Below are 20,774 nucleotides of genomic sequence, written 5' to 3' on the forward strand. Positions count from 1 at the left end.
AGGACGATGGGCAAGGTTACAGGTTTTATGGAAATCGACCGGCAGGTGGCGAAGTATCAGCCGGCCTCCGACCGCATCCGCCATTTCCGCGAATTCACGCTCCCCATGTCGGATCAGGAAGTGCAGAAACAGGCGGCCCGCTGCATGGATTGCGGCATTCCCTATTGCCACGGCCCGACCGGCTGTCCTGTTCACAACCAGATCCCGGACTGGAACGACCTGGTCTATAACGGCAACTGGGAGGAGGCGATCCGCAACCTCCACACGACCAACAATTTCCCCGAGTTTACCGGTCGCGTCTGCCCGGCCCCCTGCGAGGAAGCCTGCACGCTGAACCTCGAGGACATGCCGGTCGCGATCAAGACCGTGGAACAGGCCATTGCCGACAAGGCCTATGAGCTTGGCTTCATCGTGCCGCAGCCGCCGACCACGCATACCGGCAAGAAGATCGCGATCATCGGATCCGGCCCTGCCGGTCTGGCCGCTGCCCAGCAGCTCGGCCGCGCTGGCCATGAAGTGCATGTGTATGAGCGGGAATCGAAGCCCGGCGGGCTTCTGCGCTATGGCATTCCGGACTTCAAGATGGAGAAGAACTTCATCAACCGCCGTGTCGAGCAGATGCGCGGTGAGGGCGTGACCTTCCATTGCGGGGTGAATGTCGGCGTGACGCTTCCGGTCGAAAAGCTGCTCGCTGAACATGATGCAGTTCTCTATTGCGGCGGTTCGGAAACGCCCCGTCCGGCCGGCATTCCGGGGGTCGATCTCGCCGGCGTGCATGATGCCATGCCCTATCTCGTCCAGCAGAACCGCCGCGTCGGCCGTGAAAACACCGACAGCGCCGGCTGGCCTTCGATGCAGATCCTGGCTGGCGGCAAGCACGTGGTCGTGGTGGGCGGCGGCGATACCGCGTCCGACTGCGTCGGCACAGCCTTCCGCCAGGGTGCCGTGAAAGTTACCCAGCTGGACATCCGTCCCCAGCCGCCGGAAAAGGAAGACAAGCTTGCGGTCTGGCCTTTCTGGGCCACCAAGATGCGCACCTCCTCCTCCCAGGCCGAGGGCGCCATCCGCGAGTTCCAGGTGGCAACGCTGGAGTTCATCGGCGAGGACGGCGTGCTGACCGGCGTGAAGTGCTGTGAAGTGGACGAGCGTCGCAAGCCCATCGCCGGCACCGAGTTCGTCATCAAGGCCGATCTCGCCTTCATCGCCATCGGTTTCTCCGGCCCGTTTAAGGACAGCGTGCTCAAGGAGCTGAATGGCAAGCTTACGTTGTCCACGGACAAGCGCGGCTCCACCAACGTGGTGGCGAACGATCTGGATTACCGCACGTCGGTCGACAAGCTGTGGGCAGCCGGTGACGTCCGCCGCGGCCAGTCGCTGGTCGTCTGGGCAATCCGCGAGGGCCGCCAGGCAGCGCGCGCCATCGACGAGGCGCTGATGGGAAGCACGATCCTTCCGCGCTGAGGCGCACACGCCGCTGACTGCAGGCCTCGCTCCCACGGGAGCGAGGCCTTTTTTTATTCTGCCAGAGCGCGAATCTTCCCGGGATTCCTGCCGTGGCGCTATTTCTGATGCGTTGTCCATTCAAGATAAGAAATATAAGATTTTCCCAAGGCGGCCGATGAAGGATGCCGCCAAGGCGACAGGCACACCACAAGAGGGGCCTGCGGGGGGAACACATGTCGGATCATAATAAACTCGCCGGCGGCGCGCTCGGCGGGGCGGAATCGATCATCATGGGGGTAGCGGGTGCGGCACCCGCATTCACCATATCAGCGGCCGCGGCCTCGATGGTCGGAGACCTCGGGGCGCTTTCGCTCGGCGCGATCGTCTATTGCGGCATCATCATGTTCGGCACGGCGCTGGCGTTTCGCAATCTCAATCGGGTCGTCACCAATGCGGGCGCGAGCTATGCGGTGGTGGGACATGTCTTCGGCCCCGCCTGGGGTTTCGTCGCCGGCTGGGCCGCGCTGACGGCCTTTGCGCTGGCGATGGTCGCGGCCGCGGTGCCGGCCGCATCGGCCACGCTGATGATACTGGCGCCGGACAAGGCGGAAAACACGCTTTACGTGGTTCTCACCGGGGCCTTCTGGTTCTCGCTGGTCGCCTTCGTGGCGCTGCGCGGAATCAAGCACGCCAGCTTCCTGCAGATCACCTTCATCGTCATCGAATGCGCGGCCATCGTGGTCATCATCGGGGCCGGGCTGATCCAATGGCCGACGCTCGCCGTCAGGGTGCCCGAGATCGGATGGTTCTCGCCCTTTTCGCTCTCGGCAAGCCAGTTTGCCACCGGTTTGCTCCTCGGTCTCTATTTCTACTGGGGTTTCGACGTCACCATCAATCTCAGCGAAGAGACGGGTGCGGCCGGGGATGCGGATGCCTCCGGCTCGAGCGCGCTCTGGTCCGTGGTCAATCTGATGGCGCTCTACACGCTGCTGATGCTGGCCATCCTGCTGACCCTCAGCGATGCCGAGGCTTCCGGGGCAGGTCCCGGCCTGCTCTTCGATCTCGGCAGCCGGCTGCTACCGGAGCCCTTCAACTATCTTGCGGTGCTGGCACTGATGCTGAGTGCCATCGGAACCCTGGAAACGCAGATCCTCCAGTTCTCCCGCTCGCTCTTTTCCATGGCCCGCGACGGACATTTTCACGAGCGCTATGCCCGCATTCATCATCACTGGCGAACGCCGCATCAGGCGACCATCATCGTCTGGGTTCTGGGTGTCGTGTTTCTCGTGGCCTCAAGCTACCTGCCGACGGTCAAGGATATCCTCGACAGCTCCATTCTGGCGCTTGGGCTTCAGATCTGCTGTTACCTCACCCTGACCTGCCTGGCCTCGGCCTGGTATTTCCGCAAAAGCCTTGAGCAGGGCGTCGCAAAGGCGATCACGCATGTGGTTTGGCCACTGGTGAGCGCGGCGGCAATGATATTCGTCGCCGTCTACAGCCTGCCCGATCTCGGCCTGCAGACCAGCCTCATCGGCCTCGGTGGCCTCGCCCTCGGCATCATTCCCTTCCTGCTGGCGCAACGGCGCCGCAGGGCAGCCTGAGGTTCAAAGGCTGGGTCTTGCGAAATCATCGACCCGGCCGGCAGGCGGGCGTGTCGTCCGGGCGTTGAAAAGGCTGTTTGCGGTCGCTACCGCAGCACCCGGCGCACCGAGAAGCTCCTGGCCGCCGTCGAGCTCCGGGTCTCCGAGGCTGATGGGCGGCGTGCGTACGGGCGGGCCCGAGGGCGCGCTGTCCTTCTTCTCCGCAATCAGGCTCTCGCTGTCCAGGCGAATGAGCTGCTCGACGGTGAGGGGATCGCCCAGGAACTTGCGGATCGGTTTTTCCGCATAGAAGGCAAGCTTGCGCTTGCCGGCCGCCGTCATGCCCACGCCATCAGACGTGCGAAGGCGCGCCGGCTGGCCGTTGATGTCGGAACCGGACACGATGAATTTCCCGTTCTCGTCGACGAAGCCGTCCCACACGTCCACGAATTCGCCGCCCGCCCGCGCGGTTTCGTTCCGGTAGATGGTGTTGAACTGGACGGCGGCGGAGCTGGTCTTGTTGCTCTTGAAGGCCGGAAGCCCGACCCAGACGAGCGGCACCGAAGCCTCCTTGCCAAGGCGGAGCATGGTGTTCACACGCGCGGTATAGGCTTCGTTCCAGGCCGGCGTATCGAAGTCTTCCTTCGCCGAGCCGATCCGCATCTGCTGGCGGTCGTTTGCCCCGATCATCAGCACGACGACGGCGGGTTTCGTTTCCCTGATATAGTCGGGCAGTTTCTGCGGCCAGTCGAAATAGTCGTCGCGCACCAGACCGGAAGCGGTGCTGGTGCGGCTGTCCACCACCGTCGTCGGATCCTCCGCAAAGGCGGCCGTGAGGCCCTGGGCAAGACCGCTTGCAAGAAAGTCGCCGACAACAAGGATATGGCGCGCGTCCGGGCTCTTGGCCACCGGCGGCGCTGCGGTTTCGAGGGTGGTGACGCTCGGGCTGGTGCGCTTTTTCACCCGGGGTTTCTTGCGTGTGGGCAGCTCGATCACGTCCGGCTGCTGCTGGCGCTGCTTCGGGCCGAAAAGCCAGTCGAAGATCGTCCGGCGTTGCCGCACTTCCTGCGCCGCAGCCGATATCGGCAGGCTGGTGACGAGCACCGCCCCCGCCGTGACGAGCACGGCGGTGATGCGGATGCGGGACTGCTTTTTCAAGGCGCTTGTCATGCCGGGCTCATGTCGCAACGCAACGGGTTGCCATTCGCGACACTATAGAACGAAGAGTTTGTCTTGAAAGTGAAAAGCGGCCTTGCACCCGCAATTCCGCCTACTGGCGCAGCGCCTTAAGCAGGCGTCGTGAGGGTTCTCCGTCGGGCTGGAGCCCCAGCCGCTGCTGGATGGAGGCAATTGCCGCCTTGGAGCCCGAGCCGAAATTGCCGTCCACCTCGCCCTCGTAATAGCCGAGCTCCTTCAGCCGCGATTGCAGCTCGAACTTCTCGTTGATGTCGAGCGAGCCGTCAGGACGCGGCCAGCTCTGGCGCATGCCCGGATACCCGGCGATCTGGTCTGCCAGCTGGCCCACGGCCAGCGCATAGGTGTCGGCGGCGTTGTATTTCTTGATGACGAAGAAGTTCTTGGCCATCAGGAAGCCCGGACCGTTGGCCCCTGCCGGCATCTTCAGCTGCGCGCGGTCTCCGCCATTCTTGAAGCCTTTGCCGTTCGGCCGCAGGAAACCCAGCTTGGCCCACTGGGCAAGCGTCAGCGTCTTGCCGGCATAGGCCTGGCCCCCTTCCGGGACAGCCACTTCGTAACCCCAGGTCTTGCCGGTCACCCAGCCGTTCTGCTTCAGGAGATTTGCCGAGGTGGCGAGTGCGTCCGGAATGGAGTTCCAGATGTCGCGTTTTCCGTTTCCGTCCGCATCGAATCCATAGAGCAGGTAGCTTGTCGGGATGAACTGCGTGTGGCCCATGGCGCCTGCCCAGGAGCCCGTAAGGCCGCGGGGCGTGATATCGCCGGACTGAAGGATCTTCAGCGCCGCGATCAGCTGCTTCTGCGCATATTTGGAGCGCTTGCGATCGGAATAGGCGAGCGTGGCGAGCGCCTGCGGCACGTAGTGAAGCTTCTCTTCCTTGGAGAGGATCGCGCCGTAATTGGATTCCATCGACCAGATGGCAAGCAGGATGTGCCTGTCCACACCGAAGTGCCGTTCGATTGCGGCGAGCGTCGAGCCGTAACGGTGGAGCATTTCCTGCCCGATCCGCACCGTGTAGGGGTTGACCCGGCTGTCCATGTATTCCCAGATCGGCGTCTTGAATTCCGGCTGGAAGCCAGCCTTGCGCAACACCTCCGGATCCGGCTCGTTGACGCCCGCAAAGGCCGCCTTGTAGGTCGCCTTGCTGATGCCTGCCTGTGCTGCGACCGGATAGAACTTGATCACGAAATTGCGGAAGGCCTCATCCGCGCGCGCCGGCGCCTGGCCGGCCATCAGGGTTGCCAGCGCTGCAGCCAGCCCCAGTTTTCCCAGTTTGAAGCAGGTCTTCGTGAACATCGTGCAATCCCGTCGGTTGGCGAAACGCGGCCCTCGGCCCGCTCGGGCCATGCCGGTTTCGAGGCTAACGCGAGACTCTCAACAAAATCTTTACCATGTTCCGGGGCTGGCGTCATTCTTCGCAAAAAAGTAGCTTTTTGAAACTAATCGGAAACCGCATGGCATGAGCGTCCATGTTTGGAGCGCCGTTGGAGGCAGTTTTGGGACAGCATCGTAAAGTTCGTAAGGCAGTATTTCCCGTCGCGGGTCTGGGAACCCGCTTTCTCCCCGCAACAAAAGCCGTCCCCAAGGAGATGCTCACCGTCGTCGACAAGCCGGTGATCCAGTATGTGGTCGATGAGGCGCTGGAAGCCGGTATCGAGCATCTCGTCTTCGTGACGGGCCGCGGCAAGGGCGTGATCGAGGACTACTTCGACATTCAGTACGAACTGGAACAGACGCTTCGCGAACGGTCCAAGACTGCGGAGCTTACCCTGCTTGCGGGTATCCTGCCGAAGGCGGGCATGGCAAGTTTCACCCGCCAGCAGGAGCCGCTCGGTCTCGGACACGCCGTCTGGTGCGCGCGCGATATCGTCGGCAACGAGCCTTTCGCGCTGCTTCTGCCCGACATGATCATGCGTGGCGAGAAGGGCTGCATGAAGGGCATGATGGATCTCTACGACGAGACCGGCGGGAACATCATCGCGGTCGAGGAGTGCCATCCCGATCTCGCCCATAAATACGGCATCGTCGGTGTGGGCGAGGCGATCGGCGAGGGCTTCAAGATCACGGGCATGGTCGAGAAGCCGGCCAAGGGGACGGCACCTTCCAACTTCTTCATCAACGGGCGCTATATCCTGCAGCCCGAAATCTTCGAGATCCTGGAGACGCAGGAGCGCGGCGCCGGAAACGAGATCCAGCTCACCGACGGCATGCTGAAGCTTGCCGCGAAGCAGGAATTTGCCGGATATCATTTCCGCGGCGAGACCTTCGACTGCGGTGCGAAGGACGGCTTCATCCTGGCAAACGTCGCCTATGCGCTGGAGCGCGCAGACATTCGCGGAAGCGTGGAGCAGGAGATCCGCAATCTGCTGGCCCGCCTGAAAGGCTGAGGGCCTCTCAAGCATGAGGGAAGGGGCCGCCCGGTGAGAATCCCGGGCGGCCCTTTTTCTGTCAGCGCTTCAGCGTCAGGTCGAGGCCGGCGCGCATCACGTCGGTGTCGGTACCGCCGTCGGGCCGTGTCCGTTCCCAGGAAAGATCGGCCGTCAGATCCATGTAGCGGTTGAGGCTGTAGGCCATGCTGGCGCCAAGGGTCGTCACCAGATCGTTTGCCGTGCTGCCGGAAGGGCGGTAGTCGCGCCAGGTGGCCCCGCTCGAGAGCTTGGCCCCGAGATCGTCGCGCACCTGCTGGGTCAGGGCAATGGTCAGGGCACGGGACACGTAGCCGGACTGGCCGGCCACCACCGATGGCTCGACCGTGGTCAGCAGCCCGAGGGTGATGTCGGTACCCCGCCGTGGCGACCAGGAGGCCGCCGCATCCAGCACGACGGCATCGATGGCCGCGAGCCTGGCATCGGCAAAGCTCACGTGCCGGTAGCCGAGGCCGAGCTCGCCCTTCAGCTTTTCTCCGAGATCGAGCGCGACACCGGCCTTGCCGCCGACGCTTCTCGAGTCGCGTTCATAACCGAGGCTGTCGGTTCCCTCGTCGTAAAGGGTGCGGCCGGCGGAGGCTTCCAGGAAGGGGATGAGCGCGGGCGAAAGGTCGTAGCCGACGCGCAGGCGGACGTTGCCGCTGTTGCGGTTGCGATCGTCGAGCGACAGGGTCGAGCCGTCGCTGAGCGTCACATCCGAATAGGTGGTGCGGCTGACATCGATTGCGGCCAGCCCGCGGAGCAGGCCGAAGTCGCGCTCGATGGACGCGCCGCCCTTCAGCGTCTGCACGCTCGACTGGTCGACCGCGTCGAGCACCGCGTTCGGGTCTGTCGCGCTCTCGCGGGTCAGCGTGTAGCCGCCGGTCAGCCGTGCGACGGTATCGCGCGAGACGTCCAGGCGGAGCTCGGCATCCAGCGAAGCGGAGGGCTTCGTCTGGCCTTCGCCGGAAAAGTTGCGCTGGAAGACGCCGTCTCCGGAGATCGTCAGCTGGTGCCGCGACCAGTCGGAGGTCAGCGTCCCCCGGATCTCGTTCTGGTAATAGCTGCGCGATGTCTCGGTTCCGCCTGAGCGCGTGGTTTCGGTCGCGACCGAGGTGTTGAGCGCCGGACGGAGGATGAAACTGCCGAGGCGAATGCCCGCCGTATCCTCGCCGTCTGCCCGGATGGCGGGGCGGAGGCCGTCAATCGGCTGGACCCGGAGATTGTCCCGGCCGAAGCTGTCGTTGGTGCTTCCGGTCATGCTCTCGTCGAGCGCTGACAGCCGGGCAGCGCGCGGATTGACGGCGCCATCGTCCTCGGCCAGTGCCGGACGGGGCTGGGTGCCGGTGAGAAGATCGTCCCCGCTGGATGACGCCGTATTGCTCGGGTCTGTTGCGAGCACACCCTGTTGAGTGGCCACGCCGGCAGTGGTGCCATCCGCCGCAGGGGCAAGGCTCTGCGCCCGCGCCTCGCTCGAGGCAAGCCCGGCCGTCGCCACGCCGACGAGAAGTGCGGCCGTGCGCCAGAGGCTGGGAGACCCGAAAGGGGCGGGGAATGGGTTCATCGACGGCAAGGCCCGGTAGTGGCAATGGTTACCTATCTCTAAAGCCTTGTGGTTAATGCTTGGTATACGCCCGCCGGCGGCAGCGCCGGCGAAATCTGGCCCGGCACGGAAAAAGGTTTGAGCCACAGGCGCTGAGAAATGGACAGAGGCAGCGGAAAGCGCTAACGCTCCAGCCATGACAGAGACCGTTTTTTCCCCGCTCAAGGCCGATGCGATTGCTTCGGCGCTCCGCACCGTCGAGACCGAACGCAACGGTCTCGCTTCGCTTGAAAAGGCCCTGCAGGGTCCGCTTGCCGCTCCCTTTGCCGCGGCGGTGGAGAGCATCTACGGCATCACGGGCAGGGTCATCGTCACGGGGGTTGGCAAGAGCGGGCACATCGGGTCGAAGATGGCCGCCACCTTCGCCTCCACCGGCACGCCTGCCTTCTTCGTCCATCCCGTCGAGGCCAATCACGGCGATCTCGGCATGATCACCCGCAACGACGTGATCATCGCCATGTCCTGGAGCGGCGAGAGCACGGAACTCAAGGGCATCATCGCCTATTCCCGACGCTTCCGGATCCCGCTGATCGCCATGACTGCGGGCGAAACCTCCACGCTGGCGCGCGAGGCCGATGTCCTGCTGCTGCTGCCGAAGGAGCAGGAGGCCTGCCCGCACGGCCTGGCACCCACGACCTCCACGCTGATGCAGCTCGCGATCGGCGACGCGCTTGCCATTGCGCTTCTGGAAAGCCGCGGATTTACCGCACAGGATTTCCGCACCTTCCACCCCGGCGGAAAGCTGGGAGCGAGCCTCACCCATGTGGGAGACATCATGCACAAGGACGAGCGCATTCCGCTCGTTTCCTCCGGCACGCCCCTGACCGAGGCGGTGATGGTTCTGTCGCGGAAACGCTTCGGCTGTGTCGGGGTGCTGGACGACGCGGGCCGGCTTTGCGGCATCGTCACCGAGGGGGATCTGGCGCGAAACCTCGCCCGTCCGCTTTCCGAACTTCAGGTGGACGACATCATGACCCGCACGCCGAAGACCGTGAAGGCGAGCGCGCTCGCCACGAGCGCGGCGGCCATGCTGAACGAGATGGGCATTTCCGCCCTGATCGTCATCGACGAGGACAACAGGCCAGTCGGCATCGTGCATTTCCACGATTTCCTGCGCGTTGGCGTCGCCTGACGAAAAAGAAGGGCGGCCCGAAGCCGCCCCGTTTCGCATTCCGGTCCTGTCCGGTTTCCTGTCCGCTCAGTCTGCCTCGACCGAAAGGGTGGATCCCTCCGCCCCCGTCACGCGAACCCGCGTTCCCGCCGGCAGATCCGGTCCCTTGACCGGCCAGAACGTGTCGTCGAGCTTCAGACGGCCACGACCGTCGCGTACCGGCTCCCCGAGCGTTCCGATGCGGCCGATGAGCGATGCACCGCGCCGGTTCAGCAACGGCTCGTCGCTGCCGCCCGCCGGTCCGGCATAGAAGCGCCGGCCCGCGATGACGAAGACCACCGACAGCGCCGCAAAGACGATCCACTGCACTTCCCAGGGCCAGTATCCGCTCCCCCACAGGCCGAGCGAGACGAGGCCGACCGCGATGGCGGCAAGGCCGATCCAGACGAGGAACACGCCGGGAAGCAGGAGCTCCGCCGCAAGCAGGACCAGTCCGAAGACCCACCAGGCCCAGGGCCCGAATTCCGCAAGGACGCCCGCGATCATGGGTCATGCCTCCGGAGGGATGGTGCCGGGCGTTGCAGGCCAGACATTGGTCGAAGGGGACGCCTGCTGGGCGCCGGAGGAAGCCATCTGCACCTCCGGGGTGCTGCTGCGCTGCGGTGCGCGGCGCACAGGCTGAGGCGCCTGCGGGGAGGGACCATCGCCGAAGACCTCCTTCGCGATGGCGCCGATGCCGCCGAGCGAGCCGATGAGCGAGGATGCTTCCATCGGCATCAGCACGACCTTCGCATTGTTCGCGCGCCCGATGGAGCCGAGCGCTTCGGTGTATTTCTGCGCCACGAAGTAGTTGATCGCATGGACATCGCCGGCGGCAATGGCTTCCGAGACCATCCGGGTCGCCTTGGCCTCGGCTTCGGCGAGCCGCTCGCGCGCCTCCGCATCACGGAAGGCCGCTTCGCGTTCGCCTTCCGCCTGCAGGATCGCGGCCTGCTTGGCGCCTTCGGCCCTGAGGATCTGCGCATTGCGCGCACCTTCGGCCTCGAGAACCTGGGCGCGCTTCTCGCGCTCCGCCTTCATCTGGCGCGCCATCGCGTCGACCAGATCGGTCGGCGGGCGGATATCCTTGATTTCGACGCGGGTGACCTTGATGCCCCACGGCCCGACCGCATCATCCACCACGCGCAGCAGCTTTTCGTTGATCACTTCGCGGTTGGAGAGCAGTTCGTCGAGGTCCATCGACCCCATGACCGAGCGGATGTTCGTCATGGTGAGGTTCAGGATGGCGTTTTCGAGGTTCGAAACCTGATAGGCGGCCTGCGCGGGATTGAGGACCTGGTAGAAGGCGACCGCATCGGCAGCGACGGAGGCGTTGTCCTTGGTGATGACCTCCTGCGTGGGAACGTCGAGCACCTGCTCCATGACGTTCATCTTCGCGCCGATGGTTTCGATGAAGGGGGTGATGATGTTCAGCCCGGGATTGAGCGTTCTCGTGTACCGCCCGAAGCGTTCCACCGTATATTGATAGCCCTGCGGCACCGTCTTCACGCCAGCAAAGAGCACCAGGATCACCAGCAGTACCAGGGCGACCACTGCGATATCGAAACCCGTCATTTCCCGTTTCCTCCAAAGCAGCCCGCGATTCATGCAGGCCACCTTTACAACTGGAGGGTCGCCCCTCCAATTGCAAGGCCGGGTGTGTTGTCCGCTTCGCTTTTCGTCAGATCCAGCCGCCGAGTTCGCGGCGCACGACATGTTCGAGAACCCACATGCCGTCGGTGGAATCGTTGAGGCACGGGATGTGGGTGAACTTTTCGCCACCATTGTGCAGGAAAAGCTCGCCAGCCTCGCCGGCAATCTCCTCCAGCGTTTCCAGGCAGTCGGAAACGAAGCCCGGATTCATGATGGCGATCTTCTTCACGCCGTCCTGCGCCAGCTTCTCGACCGTCTTGTCGGTGTAGGGTTGCAGCCATTCTTCCGGGCCGAAGCGGGACTGGAAGGTGACCATCAGCTTGTCTTTCGGCAGATCGAGCTTCTCGCGCAGGAGGCGCGCGGTCTTCATGCACTGGCAGTGATAGGGATCGCCCTTCTTGAAGTAGGACTGCGGAATGCCGTGGAAGGAGGTGATCAGCAGATCCGGCTCCCAATCCAGCGTCTCGTAATGCTTGCGCACGGAATTGGCCAGCGCCTCGATGTAGACAGGGTCGTCATGATAGGGCGGCACGGTGCGCAGCGCGGGCTGCCAGCGCATCTTGAGCAGCGTCTCGAAGGCCTTGTCGTTCACCGTCGCCGTCGTTGCTGCCGCAAACTGCGGATAGAGGGGGAACAGCAGGATCTTCTCGCAGCCCTGGTCCTTCAGCCACTGGATGCGGGAGGGAATGGAGGGCTGGCCGTAGCGCATGCCCCAGTCGACGATCACGTTCGGCAGGTCCTTGAAGCTCTCCGCCATCTTTTCCGCCTGGCTGCGGGTATAGGTGCGCAGGTAGCTCTCGTTCAGATCGTGATTCCAGATTTCCTCATAGGCCTTGCCCACCTTCTGCGGGCGACGGTTGAGCACGATGCCGAACAGGATCGGGTACCAGAACAGGCGCGACCACTCGATCACGCGGCGGTCCATCAGGAATTCCTTCAGGTAGCGCCGCATGGATGTGTAATCGGTGCCGTCGGGGGTGCCAAGATTGACGAGGAGAACGCCGACCTTGCCGAATTTCACCGGCGGATGATTGGCGGGAAAATGTGCTGTATCAGCGGCCATGGAGCTCTCTTTTTAGGATTTTGTGATGCAGGCGCTGCCAATATAGGGTTTGCCCTGCCGAGGAAAACCCTAATCCCACGAAAAACCGGCCCGGGAAAGCCCGGACCGGCGATAAGTCTCCGGCCGATCGTCGCAGCCGCTTACTTGCCCGGGATGACCAGCTCCTTGCCGACCATCAGGTGGCGCGGCTTCGGATTGCCGTTGGCGTCGGAGATCTTCCTCCAGTCGGTGCCGGCCCCCAGATATTTCTCCGCGAGATCCCAGAGCGTGTCGCCCTTCTCGACCACGTGGCGGTTGCCGGCGGCCGACGGGGCGGGGGCGGAAGAGGGTTCCGGTGCGGTCTTGACCGCGGTGTCGACGGGAGCCGCGGTAGCCGCAGGTTCTGCCGCCGCCGCCGTAGCTTCGCCCACGCCGGTGATCCGGCCGTCCGTATAGGGCTTGTAGGGGCGGTTCGCGGTCAGATAGGCAGCAACTGCATCTTCCAGGCTTGGCCCGAAATCATAGGCATTGATGGCCTTCTCGGCGAATACGGAATAGCCGTCGCCGCCCGAACGGAGATAGTTGTTGGAGACCACGCCATAGGTCTTCTCTGGGTCGAGCGGCACAAAGCCGTCGCCTTCCTTCACCTGCACGTCCGTCACCCGCTCGCCTGCGGGTTTCGAGCGATCGAAGGTGAACTTGAGGCCTGCGACCTGCGGGAAGCGCCCGCCGCCTTCCTCGACCTGGCTGACCCCGTTCTCCAGCGCTGCCTTCAGGTCGGCACCCTTGAGCTGGAAGGTGGCGATGGTGTTCTGGAAGGGCAGGACCGTCAGCACTTCGCCCATGGTAACCGGGCCCTGGTCGATGGAGGAGCGCAAGCCGCCGCCATTGGCCACCGCGATGGTGATGCCCTGGCCCTTCACGCGGTCCAGCATGGCATCGGCGACGAGGTTGCCCATGGAGCATTCCTTCTGGCGGCAGTTCTCGCGCGCGCCGTCGATGGCCTCGGTCGTTTCCGACACCTCCTTGTTGCGGATCTCTTCCAGCGGCTTTGCCAGTTCCGCGACGCGCGTCTGGTAGCCGGAATGCGGGGTGATCGCCTTGTCGAGCAGCAGGGGATCGCCGCTTGCGGCGGTCACCACGCCCTTGTCGTCGAAGGTGACGGCAAGATCGCCGAGATATTTGGAATAGGCATAGGCGGTGACGATCGGGACCTCCACGCCGGCGGGGTTCTTCACGCGGGTGGGGTAGGGGCCCGCCGCCTTTTCGTCCTTGTTCGAAAGCAGCGTGTGGCTGTGGCCGCCGACGATCACGTCGATGCCGTCGACGGCTGCGGCGATCTGCTTGTCGCGCTCGTAGCCCACATGGGACAGCAGCACGATCTTGTTGACGCCCTGGCCTTCCAGATCCTTCACCTGTTCCTTCAGCGTGCTGATCTCGTCGGCGAAAAGCACGTCCTTGCTGGGGGAGGAGGTCTCGTCGGTATCGGTTGCCAGCACCGAAACCACGGCCACCTTGTCGTCGCCGAACGCCTTGACGACATAAGGCTTGTACTTGCCCGAGATCGGCGTGTTGAGGCCGGCGAGCGTGTTGGCCGAGATCATCGGGAACTTCAGGGCGCCGATGAATTTCGCCAGCTCTTCCGGACCGTCGTCGAATTCATGGTTGCCGATGGCCATGGCGTCGAAGCCGATGCCGTTCATGAATTCGGCAATCGGAGCGCTCTTGTAGGTGGTGTAGAAAAGCGAGCCCTGAAACTGGTCGCCGGCATCCAGCACCAGCACGTTCTTGCCGTCGAGCGCGGCGCGGCGCTGGTCGATGGCGGTCTTCATCCGGGCAATCCCGCCGAAGCACTCGCCCTTCTGTTCGTCTTCCGCGCCGCAGGTGGAATCGTACTTGTTGATCGATTCGATGCGGGAATGGAAATCGTTGATATGAAGGATGTTGAGTTCGAAATCCGCCAGGGCGAAGCTCGAGCTGAAGCCGATGAAGGCGCTTGCCAGGAGGACGGAACGAAGGGGGCGGAACATCTCTCTCTTCTCCTTGTCTTTCTTCATGCCGGAAGCCAGCAAAAAGGGGATGCATGGCATTCCCCGTGTCTTTTCGTGCGGCAGTGCCGGGCACGGCTTCATCGCCTGAGCCCGGAACTGCCCGGACGGGAAATCAATCCGATGAACATCATGATTTCATGACAGGCCGCTGCCTGTCCCGCTTTCCGCAGGACCGCGCGACGCGGCTGACGGGATGGTTTCATTGCCCGTCCGCCGGTGCAAGCAAAAAGAGCATGGATCGGAGACAGGGTTAATCCTGGCCGATGTCCGAATGACAGAAGGCCCCGCCGGGGAAGGCGAGGCCCATGGTCCGGGAACGGGAAAACGGGGCGATCAGTTGGGCAGGGCTGCCGAACCGGCCGGCGCGGCACCCATCGGCTGGGCGCTGGCGACAGGCATGTCCGCCCGGCGCATCAGCGAGAATTGCGCGCCCGTGTCGGAGGTGCAGTTCAGCTGCGTGGCGGTCGCGAGCTGGCAATTGGCACGCTGCGATTTCTTGGTCTTTGCGGAAATGAAGGACACCTGAACGATGCCGCTCGGATCGACGGTATAGGTGCCGGTGGCGAGCACGGCGTTGTAGCCATCGGTCGTGCGGGTGACGAACTGGCCGCCCTGGAAGGTGGAGACGAGCGCGTTCTTGTCCTGCCATGCGCCTTCGACGGTCGGCGTCTTCACAGGTGCCGGCAGTTCCCGCGCCGGCTGGGAAGACTGGCATGCTGCCAGCAGTGTTCCGGCGGCGATGAGGGCGAGAAAGCGATGGCTTTTCATGAGGCGTCTCCCGGCGATTCGATATGGGTATTTCATAAAAAACATGGACCGCCCATCACCTCATGACAAGGCCGGGACGGCGCTGGTGCGCCTCCCGGCCTCATATTTCGGCTCAGCTGTGTCTTAACGGACAAGGATGTTCCGGAACTGCCAGGGATCGGAGGTGTCCAGATCCTCGGGGAAGAAGTCGTTGCGGTCCTTCAGCGGCGTCCAGTCCGTATAGTGGCCTTCGACCGGGCCGAGATAGGGCGACTGCACTTCCAGGCAGCGCTTGTAGTCCATCTCGTCGGCCTCGACGATGCCGGCCTTCGGGTTTTCGAGCGCCCAGACCATGCCGGCGAGCACGGCGGAGGTTACCTGCAGGCCGGTCGCGTTCTGGTAGGGCGCGATCTGGCGGGTTTCCTCCAGAGAGAGGCGCGAGCCGTACCAGTAGGCGTTCTTGTCGTGGCCGTAGAGCAGCACGCCGAGTTCATCCACGCCGTCGACCAGCTCGTTCTCGTCGAGAACATGCAGTTCCGGCTGGTGGTTGCCGCCATTGCCGAACATCTCGTGGAGCGAGAGGACGGCATCATTGGCCGGGTGATAGGCATAATGGCAGGTCGGACGGAAGGTCACGTCGCCGTCCTTGTCGCGGACGGTGAAGTAGTCGGCGATCGAGATCGACTCGTTGTGGGTGACGAGGAAGCCGTACTGCGCGCCGGGCGTGGGGCACCAGGTGCGGACGCGGGTGTTGGCACCCGGCTGCTCCAGATAGATGGCGGCCTTGCAGCCCTTCTTGTGCTTCTTGGCGTTCTTCGGCATCCACTTCTCGTGGGTGCCCCAGCCGAGTTCGGCCGGCTGCATGCCTTCGGACAGGAAGCCTTCCACCGACCAGGTGTTCCAGAAGACGTTGAGCGGCTTCGGGCTCTTGGCGCGCTGCGTGTCGCGCTCGGCAATGTGAACGCCCTTGACGCCGAGCTTCTTCATCAGCTTGGCCCAGCCTTCGCGGTCCTCCTGCGAGGGCTCGTCGAACTTGACCTTCATGTCCTTGGCGAGGTTGACGAGCGCCTGCTTGACGAACCAGGAGACCATGCCGGGGTTCGCGCCGCAGCACGAAACGGCGGTGGAACCGCCGGGGTTCTTTTCCTTTTCCTTGCGCACGGTTTCGCGGAGCGCATAGTTGGTGCGGCTGGCGTTGTCGGCCTCGCTGTCGAAGTAGAAGCCGAGCCAGGGCTCGACCACGGTATCGATGTAGAGCACGTCGAGCTTGCGGCACAGCTTCATGATGTCCAGCGAGCCGGTATCGACCGAGAGGTTGACGCAGAAGCCCTGGCCTTCGCCTTCGGTGAGCAGCGGCTTCAGCAGGCTCTTGTAGTTGTCCCTGGTCACATATTCCTGGATGTGGCGGACGCCGTGCTTCTCGAAGATCTCGGCATCGCCCGGGTGCAGCTTAGGATCGATGACCACCAACCGGCTCTTGTCGAACTTGAAATGGCGCTCGATCAGCGGCAGCGTGCCGCGACCGATGGAACCGAAACCGATCATCACGATCGGGCCGGTGATTTCGCCATGAACCGGGTAGTTTTGATCTGCCATTTTATGCGCACTCCTGGGAAGGTTAGAGCAAGATCCGCCGGAAACCGCCGGCACCGGATAGAAAACAGGCCAAGCAGCCCTGTTCCAGGCTGCAAAATGCGTCTGGCAGGGAGTATTGCCCTTATCGGGCCGCGTCAAGGCTCGTTAAGGGGAATGTCCGCTGCCGGAGGCGGCGTTTCCTGTCCTATATCAGGCCTGTGACGTTTTTGTGCAGGATGCCGTGGTATCAGCCCTTCAGGGCTTCCAGCCCGGCCGCGGTGCGCGAGACGGCCGCTTCCGTGATGCGGTATTCCGCGATGCGATGTTGCGTGAAGGGATCCGCGGCGCAGAAGGCTTCGACGGCAGCGCGTTCTCCCCGCGCCAGGATGATGCCGCCGGTGCGCGGATTCTTCCGTCCGGAGGCGAGGAACATTCCGCTGTCATATCCCTGCTGCAGCCATGCGACATGGGCGTCCATGTGGGCGTCGGCCGCCTCCACGGGGGCGATGTAGGAGAGGTCCAGAATGAACATGGCAATCCTTTCGGTCAGGGTAGAAGCCGGGCCGGTATCAGTCCGCGCAGCGAGTTTCCGACAAAGAAGTCGCGGCCGGCGAGATCCTCCGGCCGGATGACGGCTTCCGCCGCATGACCTGCATCCAGGAGGCGCTGGCGTTCGACACCGGCGAGAAGGCCGCAGGCGAGGGAGGGGGTGAGGAATCCTCCCCTGCCGTCCGGCAGGAAAAGGCTGGTGATCGTGCCCTCGCAGACCTCGCCGCGTTCATTGAGCAGCAGCACCTCGTCCGCCTCGGCAAGGCCGAATTCCGAGCGCGCTGCGTCATAGTGGCCGCGCCGGCCGGTCTTGTGGCGCAGCAGTGGGTCCTGCGAGGAAAGGGCAGCCGTCCGGGCAATCCTCACGGTCCAGACCGTTCCCTCGCCAGCCGGAACGAAGCCCGCATGGGTGAGTGTGAGGCGGCCTTGGCTGCCGAGCTCGAGCCTGACACGGCGCGGGCCTTCCTCTTCCGGCACCTCGTTCAGCTTTTCCTCGAAGCGGTCCGGATCGAAGCCAAGGCCGAGCGCCTCCGCCGATGCGGCCATCCGGGCCCGGTGGCGGTCGAGGTTGCGGAAGCCCGTCCCCGGTTCGTAACGCAGCGTTTCGATCAGCGATACCGGTTTCATCGCTCGATCCGCTGGTCGCCGACGGCAAAGCGCGCCTTGAGCAGGCATTCCTCGTATTCGGCCTCCGCCACGCTGTCGAAGACGATTCCGCCGCCGACATTGAAGACGGCCCGGCCGTCGTCGAAGAGACTGATCGTGCGGATCGCGACGGAAAAGCGCATGGCGCCTGCCGGATCGATGAAGCCGATGGCGCCGCAATAGATGTCGCGGGGGCCCGCCTCCAGTGCATGCAGGATGGACATGGCGCTCATCTTGGGCGCCCCGGTGATCGAACCGCAGGGGAAAAGCGCCGCGAAGATGTCCGTCAGGGTGGTTTTGGGCAGAAGCTTCGCCCGTACGTGGCTCACCATCTGGTGGACGGTCGGATAGGTTTCGACATCGAAGAGCTTCGGAACGGACAACGTTCCGACTTCGGTGATGCGCGAGATGTCGTTGCGCAAGAGGTCGACGATCATCCGGTTTTCGGCCTGGGTCTTGATGTCGTCCTTCATGCCCTGGACGATCGAGGCATCCTCCACCGCATCGCGGCCGCGCTTGGCCGTGCCCTTCATCGGATGGGTCTCGATCCAGCCGTCCCGGTCGACCTTGAAGAAAAGCTCCGGCGAGCGGGAAAGGACGACGGGGCCGTCGAGATTGACGAGGGCGCCGTATTTCACCGGCTGCCGGTCGATGAGCGACCAGAAGGCAGCGCGCGGGTCGCCCTTCCAGCGCGCCTCGATTGGCATGGTGAGGTTGCACTGGTAGGCGTCGCCATTGCGCAGGTGCCAGTGGAGCTTCTCGAAGCGCGCCCGGTAGGTATCGAAGTCCCAGACCGCCCGGGGGCTATCGAGCAGCGGCTCGTTTTCCACGCGCTGCACCGGCCTGGAAAGCGGATGGCCTTCCTCTGCCGGCATGGAGAAGACGCCGAACTGGAGGTAGGGCGTTTCGCGCCCGTCGACTGCGAAACCCTGAAGCTTTTCCTCGAAGAGATGGCCCGCTTCGTAGGAAAGGGCGCCGGCCAGCCATTTGCCGGCCTTCTGCGCCGCCTCCATGCGCTCAAGCGCGGGGAAGAAATCCGCGCGCGAGCGTACGGCAATGATCTCCTCCGGTTCGGAAAAGATCGTGCACTGCCCCGTGGTGTCGTCCCGGAAGAGGACAAAGGGATTGCTGTTGGTCATGTTCAGGTATGTGCCCCACGACAAGGCGGCGCCCGCCTTGTCCCGCTGTCAGAAAGTGGCTGTCATCTGGCGCGCCTGCCGGTTCGGGCAAGTGCGTCAGGCTGTCCCATCAAGCGCTTCCAGCTCGTCGATCAGCCCCTCAATCATCGACAGGCCCTTGTTCCAGAACGACGGATCGGTGGCATCGAGGCCGAAGGGAGCGAGAAGCTCGGAATGATGCTTGGAGCCGCCGGCCTTGAGCAGGGCGAAATACTTGTCCTGGAAGCCCGTCTCCGCCTTCTGGTAGACCGCGTAGAGCGAGTTCACCAGGCAATCGCCGAAGGCATAGGCATAGACATAGAAGGGCGAGTGGATGAAGTGGGGGATATAGGCCCAGTAGGTCTCGTATCCTTCCGAGATGCGGATCGCCGGCCCGAGGCTTTCCGACTGTACGGAAAGCCAGAGATTGCCGATGTCCTCGGCGGTGAGCTCCCCTTCCTGGCGGGCGGTATGGAGACGCCGCTCGAACTCGTAGAAGGCGATCTGGCGCACCACCGTGTTGATCATGTCCTCCACCTTCTGGGCGAGCATGGCCTTGCGCTGGCGCCGGTCCGTCGTCTTGTCGAGAAGGGCGCGGAAGGTCAGCATTTCGCCGAAGACGGAGGCGGTTTCCGCGAGTGTCAGCGGCGTCTGGCACATCAGCGCGCCCTGGCCTGCGGCCAGCACCTGATGCACGCCGTGCCCGAGTTCATGGGCGAGCGTCATCACGTCGCGCGGCTTGCCGAGATAGTTGACGAGCACGTAAGGGTGGGCGGAGGGAACCGTCGGGTGGGCAAAGGCACCCGGCGCCTTGCCGGGACGGACCGGCGCGTCGATCCAGCCTTCCTCGAAGAAGCGTCCGGCGATGCGGGCCATTTCGGGATCGAAGGCGCCATAGGCGGAGAGCACCGTCTCCTTCGCCTCGTTCCACGGGATCGTTTCGTTGGCGGTTTCCGGAAGCGGCGCGTTGCGGTCCCAGAAGTTCATCTGCTCCATGCCGAGCCACTTCGCCTTCATGGCATAGTAGCGGTGCGACAGGCGCGGATAGGCGTCCTTCACTGCGGCGGCCAGCGCGTCGACAACCTCGCGCTCGACGCGATTGGCAAGGTGCCGGCTGTCGGCAATGTCCTTAAAGCCGCGCCAGCGGTCGGAGATCTGCTTGTCCTGCGCCAGCGTGTTGGTGATGAGCGTGAAGGTGCGGATGTTTTCCTTGAAGATCGCGGCCAGCGCCATGGCAGCCGCCTTGCGCTTTTCTCCGTCCGGGTCCTGCAACTGGTTGAGCGCGACCTCGAGCGGCACCTGCTGGCCGCCGATTTCGAAGCGCAGCGCGGCCATCGTCTCGTCGAAAAGGCGGTTGAAGGCGGCAGCGCCCGTCATCCCCTTTTCCATGAAGAGCTGCTCCAGCTTGTCGTCCAGCTGGTAGGGCTTGTCCTTCCGGAGATCGACGATCCAGGGCTTGTAATGGCCGGTCCTGGCATCGCGGGCGATCGCGGCGTCGATCAGGGCGTCCTCGATCCGGTTGAGCTCCAGCGTGAAGAACAGGAGATGGGTGGAAAGCGCCGTCAGGCGGGCCTGCACGTCGCCATAGAGCTTGCCGTTTGCCGGATTGGTCGTGTCGGAGAAATAGGTAAGGCCTGCGAAGGATGAAATCTTGCCGAGCAGGTCGTCGAGGCGCTCATAGGCCTCGATGGCAGCGCCGAGACCTTCGTCCCCGTCCCTGGCGGCGGCCTCTGCAAGGCGTCCCTTCCAGCGCGCCTCGAAGGCCTTTGCTTCGGCCCGATCGAGATCCGCCCTGAAGGCGGGATCGCTGCCGGAGGCGTAGAGGTCCTGGAGCTTCCATACGGGCAGTTCCCCCAGGCTCGCATCAGCGCTCGCAGCCTCGGCAGGGGCGCGAAGGATGGTGGCATCGTTCATCGGCAGTTTCCTCGTTGCTTGCACCGCAGGCAGCGGCGTCGACAGACATGTATTGCCTCGGGGCG

17 protein-coding genes are annotated in these 20,774 nt (G+C 63.8%); 4 read left to right on the forward strand and 13 right to left on the reverse strand.

Going from position 1 to position 20,774, the window contains the following annotated elements; translation table 11 throughout:
* Positions 1-6: 6 nt before the first annotated feature.
* Together GGR23_RS01275 and GGR23_RS01280 are read left to right on the forward strand one after the other, a co-directional pair.
* Complete coding sequence (locus GGR23_RS01275; protein WP_183364296.1) at positions 7-1,461, forward strand: glutamate synthase subunit beta; 1,455 nt, start codon at positions 7-9, stop codon at positions 1,459-1,461.
* A 215-nt stretch (positions 1,462-1,676) separates the two neighbouring features.
* Positions 1,677-3,044: an APC family permease gene (locus GGR23_RS01280; RefSeq protein WP_183364297.1), complete on the forward strand. Its 1,368-nt coding sequence runs from the start codon at positions 1,677-1,679 to the stop codon at positions 3,042-3,044.
* Between the two features lie 3 nt (positions 3,045-3,047).
* Here the strand turns inward: GGR23_RS01280 and GGR23_RS01285 are convergent, their stop codons facing one another.
* Positions 3,048-4,193, reverse strand: coding sequence for an SGNH/GDSL hydrolase family protein (locus GGR23_RS01285; RefSeq protein ID WP_183364298.1), 1,146 nt, complete (start codon positions 4,191-4,193; stop codon positions 3,048-3,050).
* Between the two features lie 100 nt (positions 4,194-4,293).
* Entirely contained in the window at positions 4,294-5,514 is a 1,221-nt protein-coding gene (locus GGR23_RS01290) for a lytic murein transglycosylase (protein ID WP_183364299.1), read from the reverse strand.
* A 200-nt stretch (positions 5,515-5,714) separates the two neighbouring features.
* Between GGR23_RS01290 and galU the strand changes: the two genes are divergently transcribed.
* Positions 5,715-6,605, forward strand: coding sequence for a UTP--glucose-1-phosphate uridylyltransferase GalU (gene galU, locus GGR23_RS01295; protein ID WP_183364300.1), 891 nt, complete (start codon positions 5,715-5,717; stop codon positions 6,603-6,605).
* A gap of 61 nt (positions 6,606-6,666) precedes the next feature.
* On the opposite strand, the gene GGR23_RS01300 is transcribed toward galU, so the two are convergent.
* Entirely contained in the window at positions 6,667-8,187 is a 1,521-nt protein-coding gene (locus GGR23_RS01300) for an outer membrane beta-barrel protein (protein WP_183364301.1), read from the reverse strand.
* A 175-nt stretch (positions 8,188-8,362) separates the two neighbouring features.
* Between GGR23_RS01300 and GGR23_RS01305 the strand changes: the two genes are divergently transcribed.
* The gene (locus tag GGR23_RS01305) at positions 8,363-9,358 is read left to right on the forward strand and encodes a KpsF/GutQ family sugar-phosphate isomerase (RefSeq protein ID WP_183364302.1); all 996 of its coding nucleotides are present in this window, start codon (positions 8,363-8,365) and stop codon (positions 9,356-9,358) included.
* A 66-nt stretch (positions 9,359-9,424) separates the two neighbouring features.
* Here the strand turns inward: GGR23_RS01305 and GGR23_RS01310 are convergent, their stop codons facing one another.
* The 10 genes from GGR23_RS01310 to GGR23_RS01355 all read right to left on the reverse strand — a co-directional run bounded on the left by GGR23_RS01310 (position 9,425) and on the right by GGR23_RS01355 (position 20,709).
* Entirely contained in the window at positions 9,425-9,883 is a 459-nt protein-coding gene (locus GGR23_RS01310) for an NfeD family protein (RefSeq protein ID WP_183364303.1), read from the reverse strand.
* 3 nt (positions 9,884-9,886) lie between these two features.
* Positions 9,887-10,951, reverse strand: coding sequence for an SPFH domain-containing protein (locus GGR23_RS01315; RefSeq protein WP_183364304.1), 1,065 nt, complete (start codon positions 10,949-10,951; stop codon positions 9,887-9,889).
* Positions 10,952-11,057: 106 nt separating this feature from the next.
* Positions 11,058-12,092, reverse strand: a complete 1,035-nt coding sequence (hemH, locus tag GGR23_RS01320) for a ferrochelatase (protein WP_183364305.1) — start codon at positions 12,090-12,092, stop codon at positions 11,058-11,060.
* Between the two features lie 140 nt (positions 12,093-12,232).
* The gene (locus GGR23_RS01325) at positions 12,233-14,101 is read right to left on the reverse strand and encodes a 5'-nucleotidase C-terminal domain-containing protein (protein WP_183364306.1); all 1,869 of its coding nucleotides are present in this window, start codon (positions 14,099-14,101) and stop codon (positions 12,233-12,235) included.
* Between the two features lie 354 nt (positions 14,102-14,455).
* Positions 14,456-14,890 (reverse strand): outer membrane lipoprotein Omp10, encoded by a 435-nt coding sequence (gene omp10 / locus GGR23_RS01330; RefSeq protein ID WP_246364821.1) that lies wholly within the window; start codon positions 14,888-14,890, stop codon positions 14,456-14,458.
* 123 nt (positions 14,891-15,013) lie between these two features.
* A complete protein-coding gene (locus GGR23_RS01335) occupies positions 15,014-16,465 on the reverse strand; it encodes a homospermidine synthase (protein WP_183364307.1) in 1,452 nt (483 codons plus the stop codon).
* Positions 16,466-16,691: 226 nt separating this feature from the next.
* Complete coding sequence (locus GGR23_RS01340; RefSeq protein WP_183364308.1) at positions 16,692-16,976, reverse strand: YciI family protein; 285 nt, start codon at positions 16,974-16,976, stop codon at positions 16,692-16,694.
* 14 nt (positions 16,977-16,990) lie between these two features.
* The gene (locus tag GGR23_RS01345) at positions 16,991-17,620 is read right to left on the reverse strand and encodes an aminotransferase class IV family protein (protein ID WP_246364824.1); all 630 of its coding nucleotides are present in this window, start codon (positions 17,618-17,620) and stop codon (positions 16,991-16,993) included.
* Positions 17,617-18,777, reverse strand: a complete 1,161-nt coding sequence (locus tag GGR23_RS01350; protein ID WP_183364310.1) for an aminodeoxychorismate synthase component I — start codon at positions 18,775-18,777, stop codon at positions 17,617-17,619. Before GGR23_RS01350 ends, GGR23_RS01345 begins: the two co-directional genes overlap by 4 nt.
* Positions 18,778-18,873: 96 nt before the next feature.
* The gene (locus GGR23_RS01355) at positions 18,874-20,709 is read right to left on the reverse strand and encodes a M3 family oligoendopeptidase (protein ID WP_183364311.1); all 1,836 of its coding nucleotides are present in this window, start codon (positions 20,707-20,709) and stop codon (positions 18,874-18,876) included.
* Positions 20,710-20,774 lie beyond the last annotated feature (65 nt).

It is taken from the genome of Gellertiella hungarica (assembly GCF_014197145.1).
GTDB lineage: Bacteria > Pseudomonadota > Alphaproteobacteria > Rhizobiales > Rhizobiaceae > Gellertiella > Gellertiella hungarica.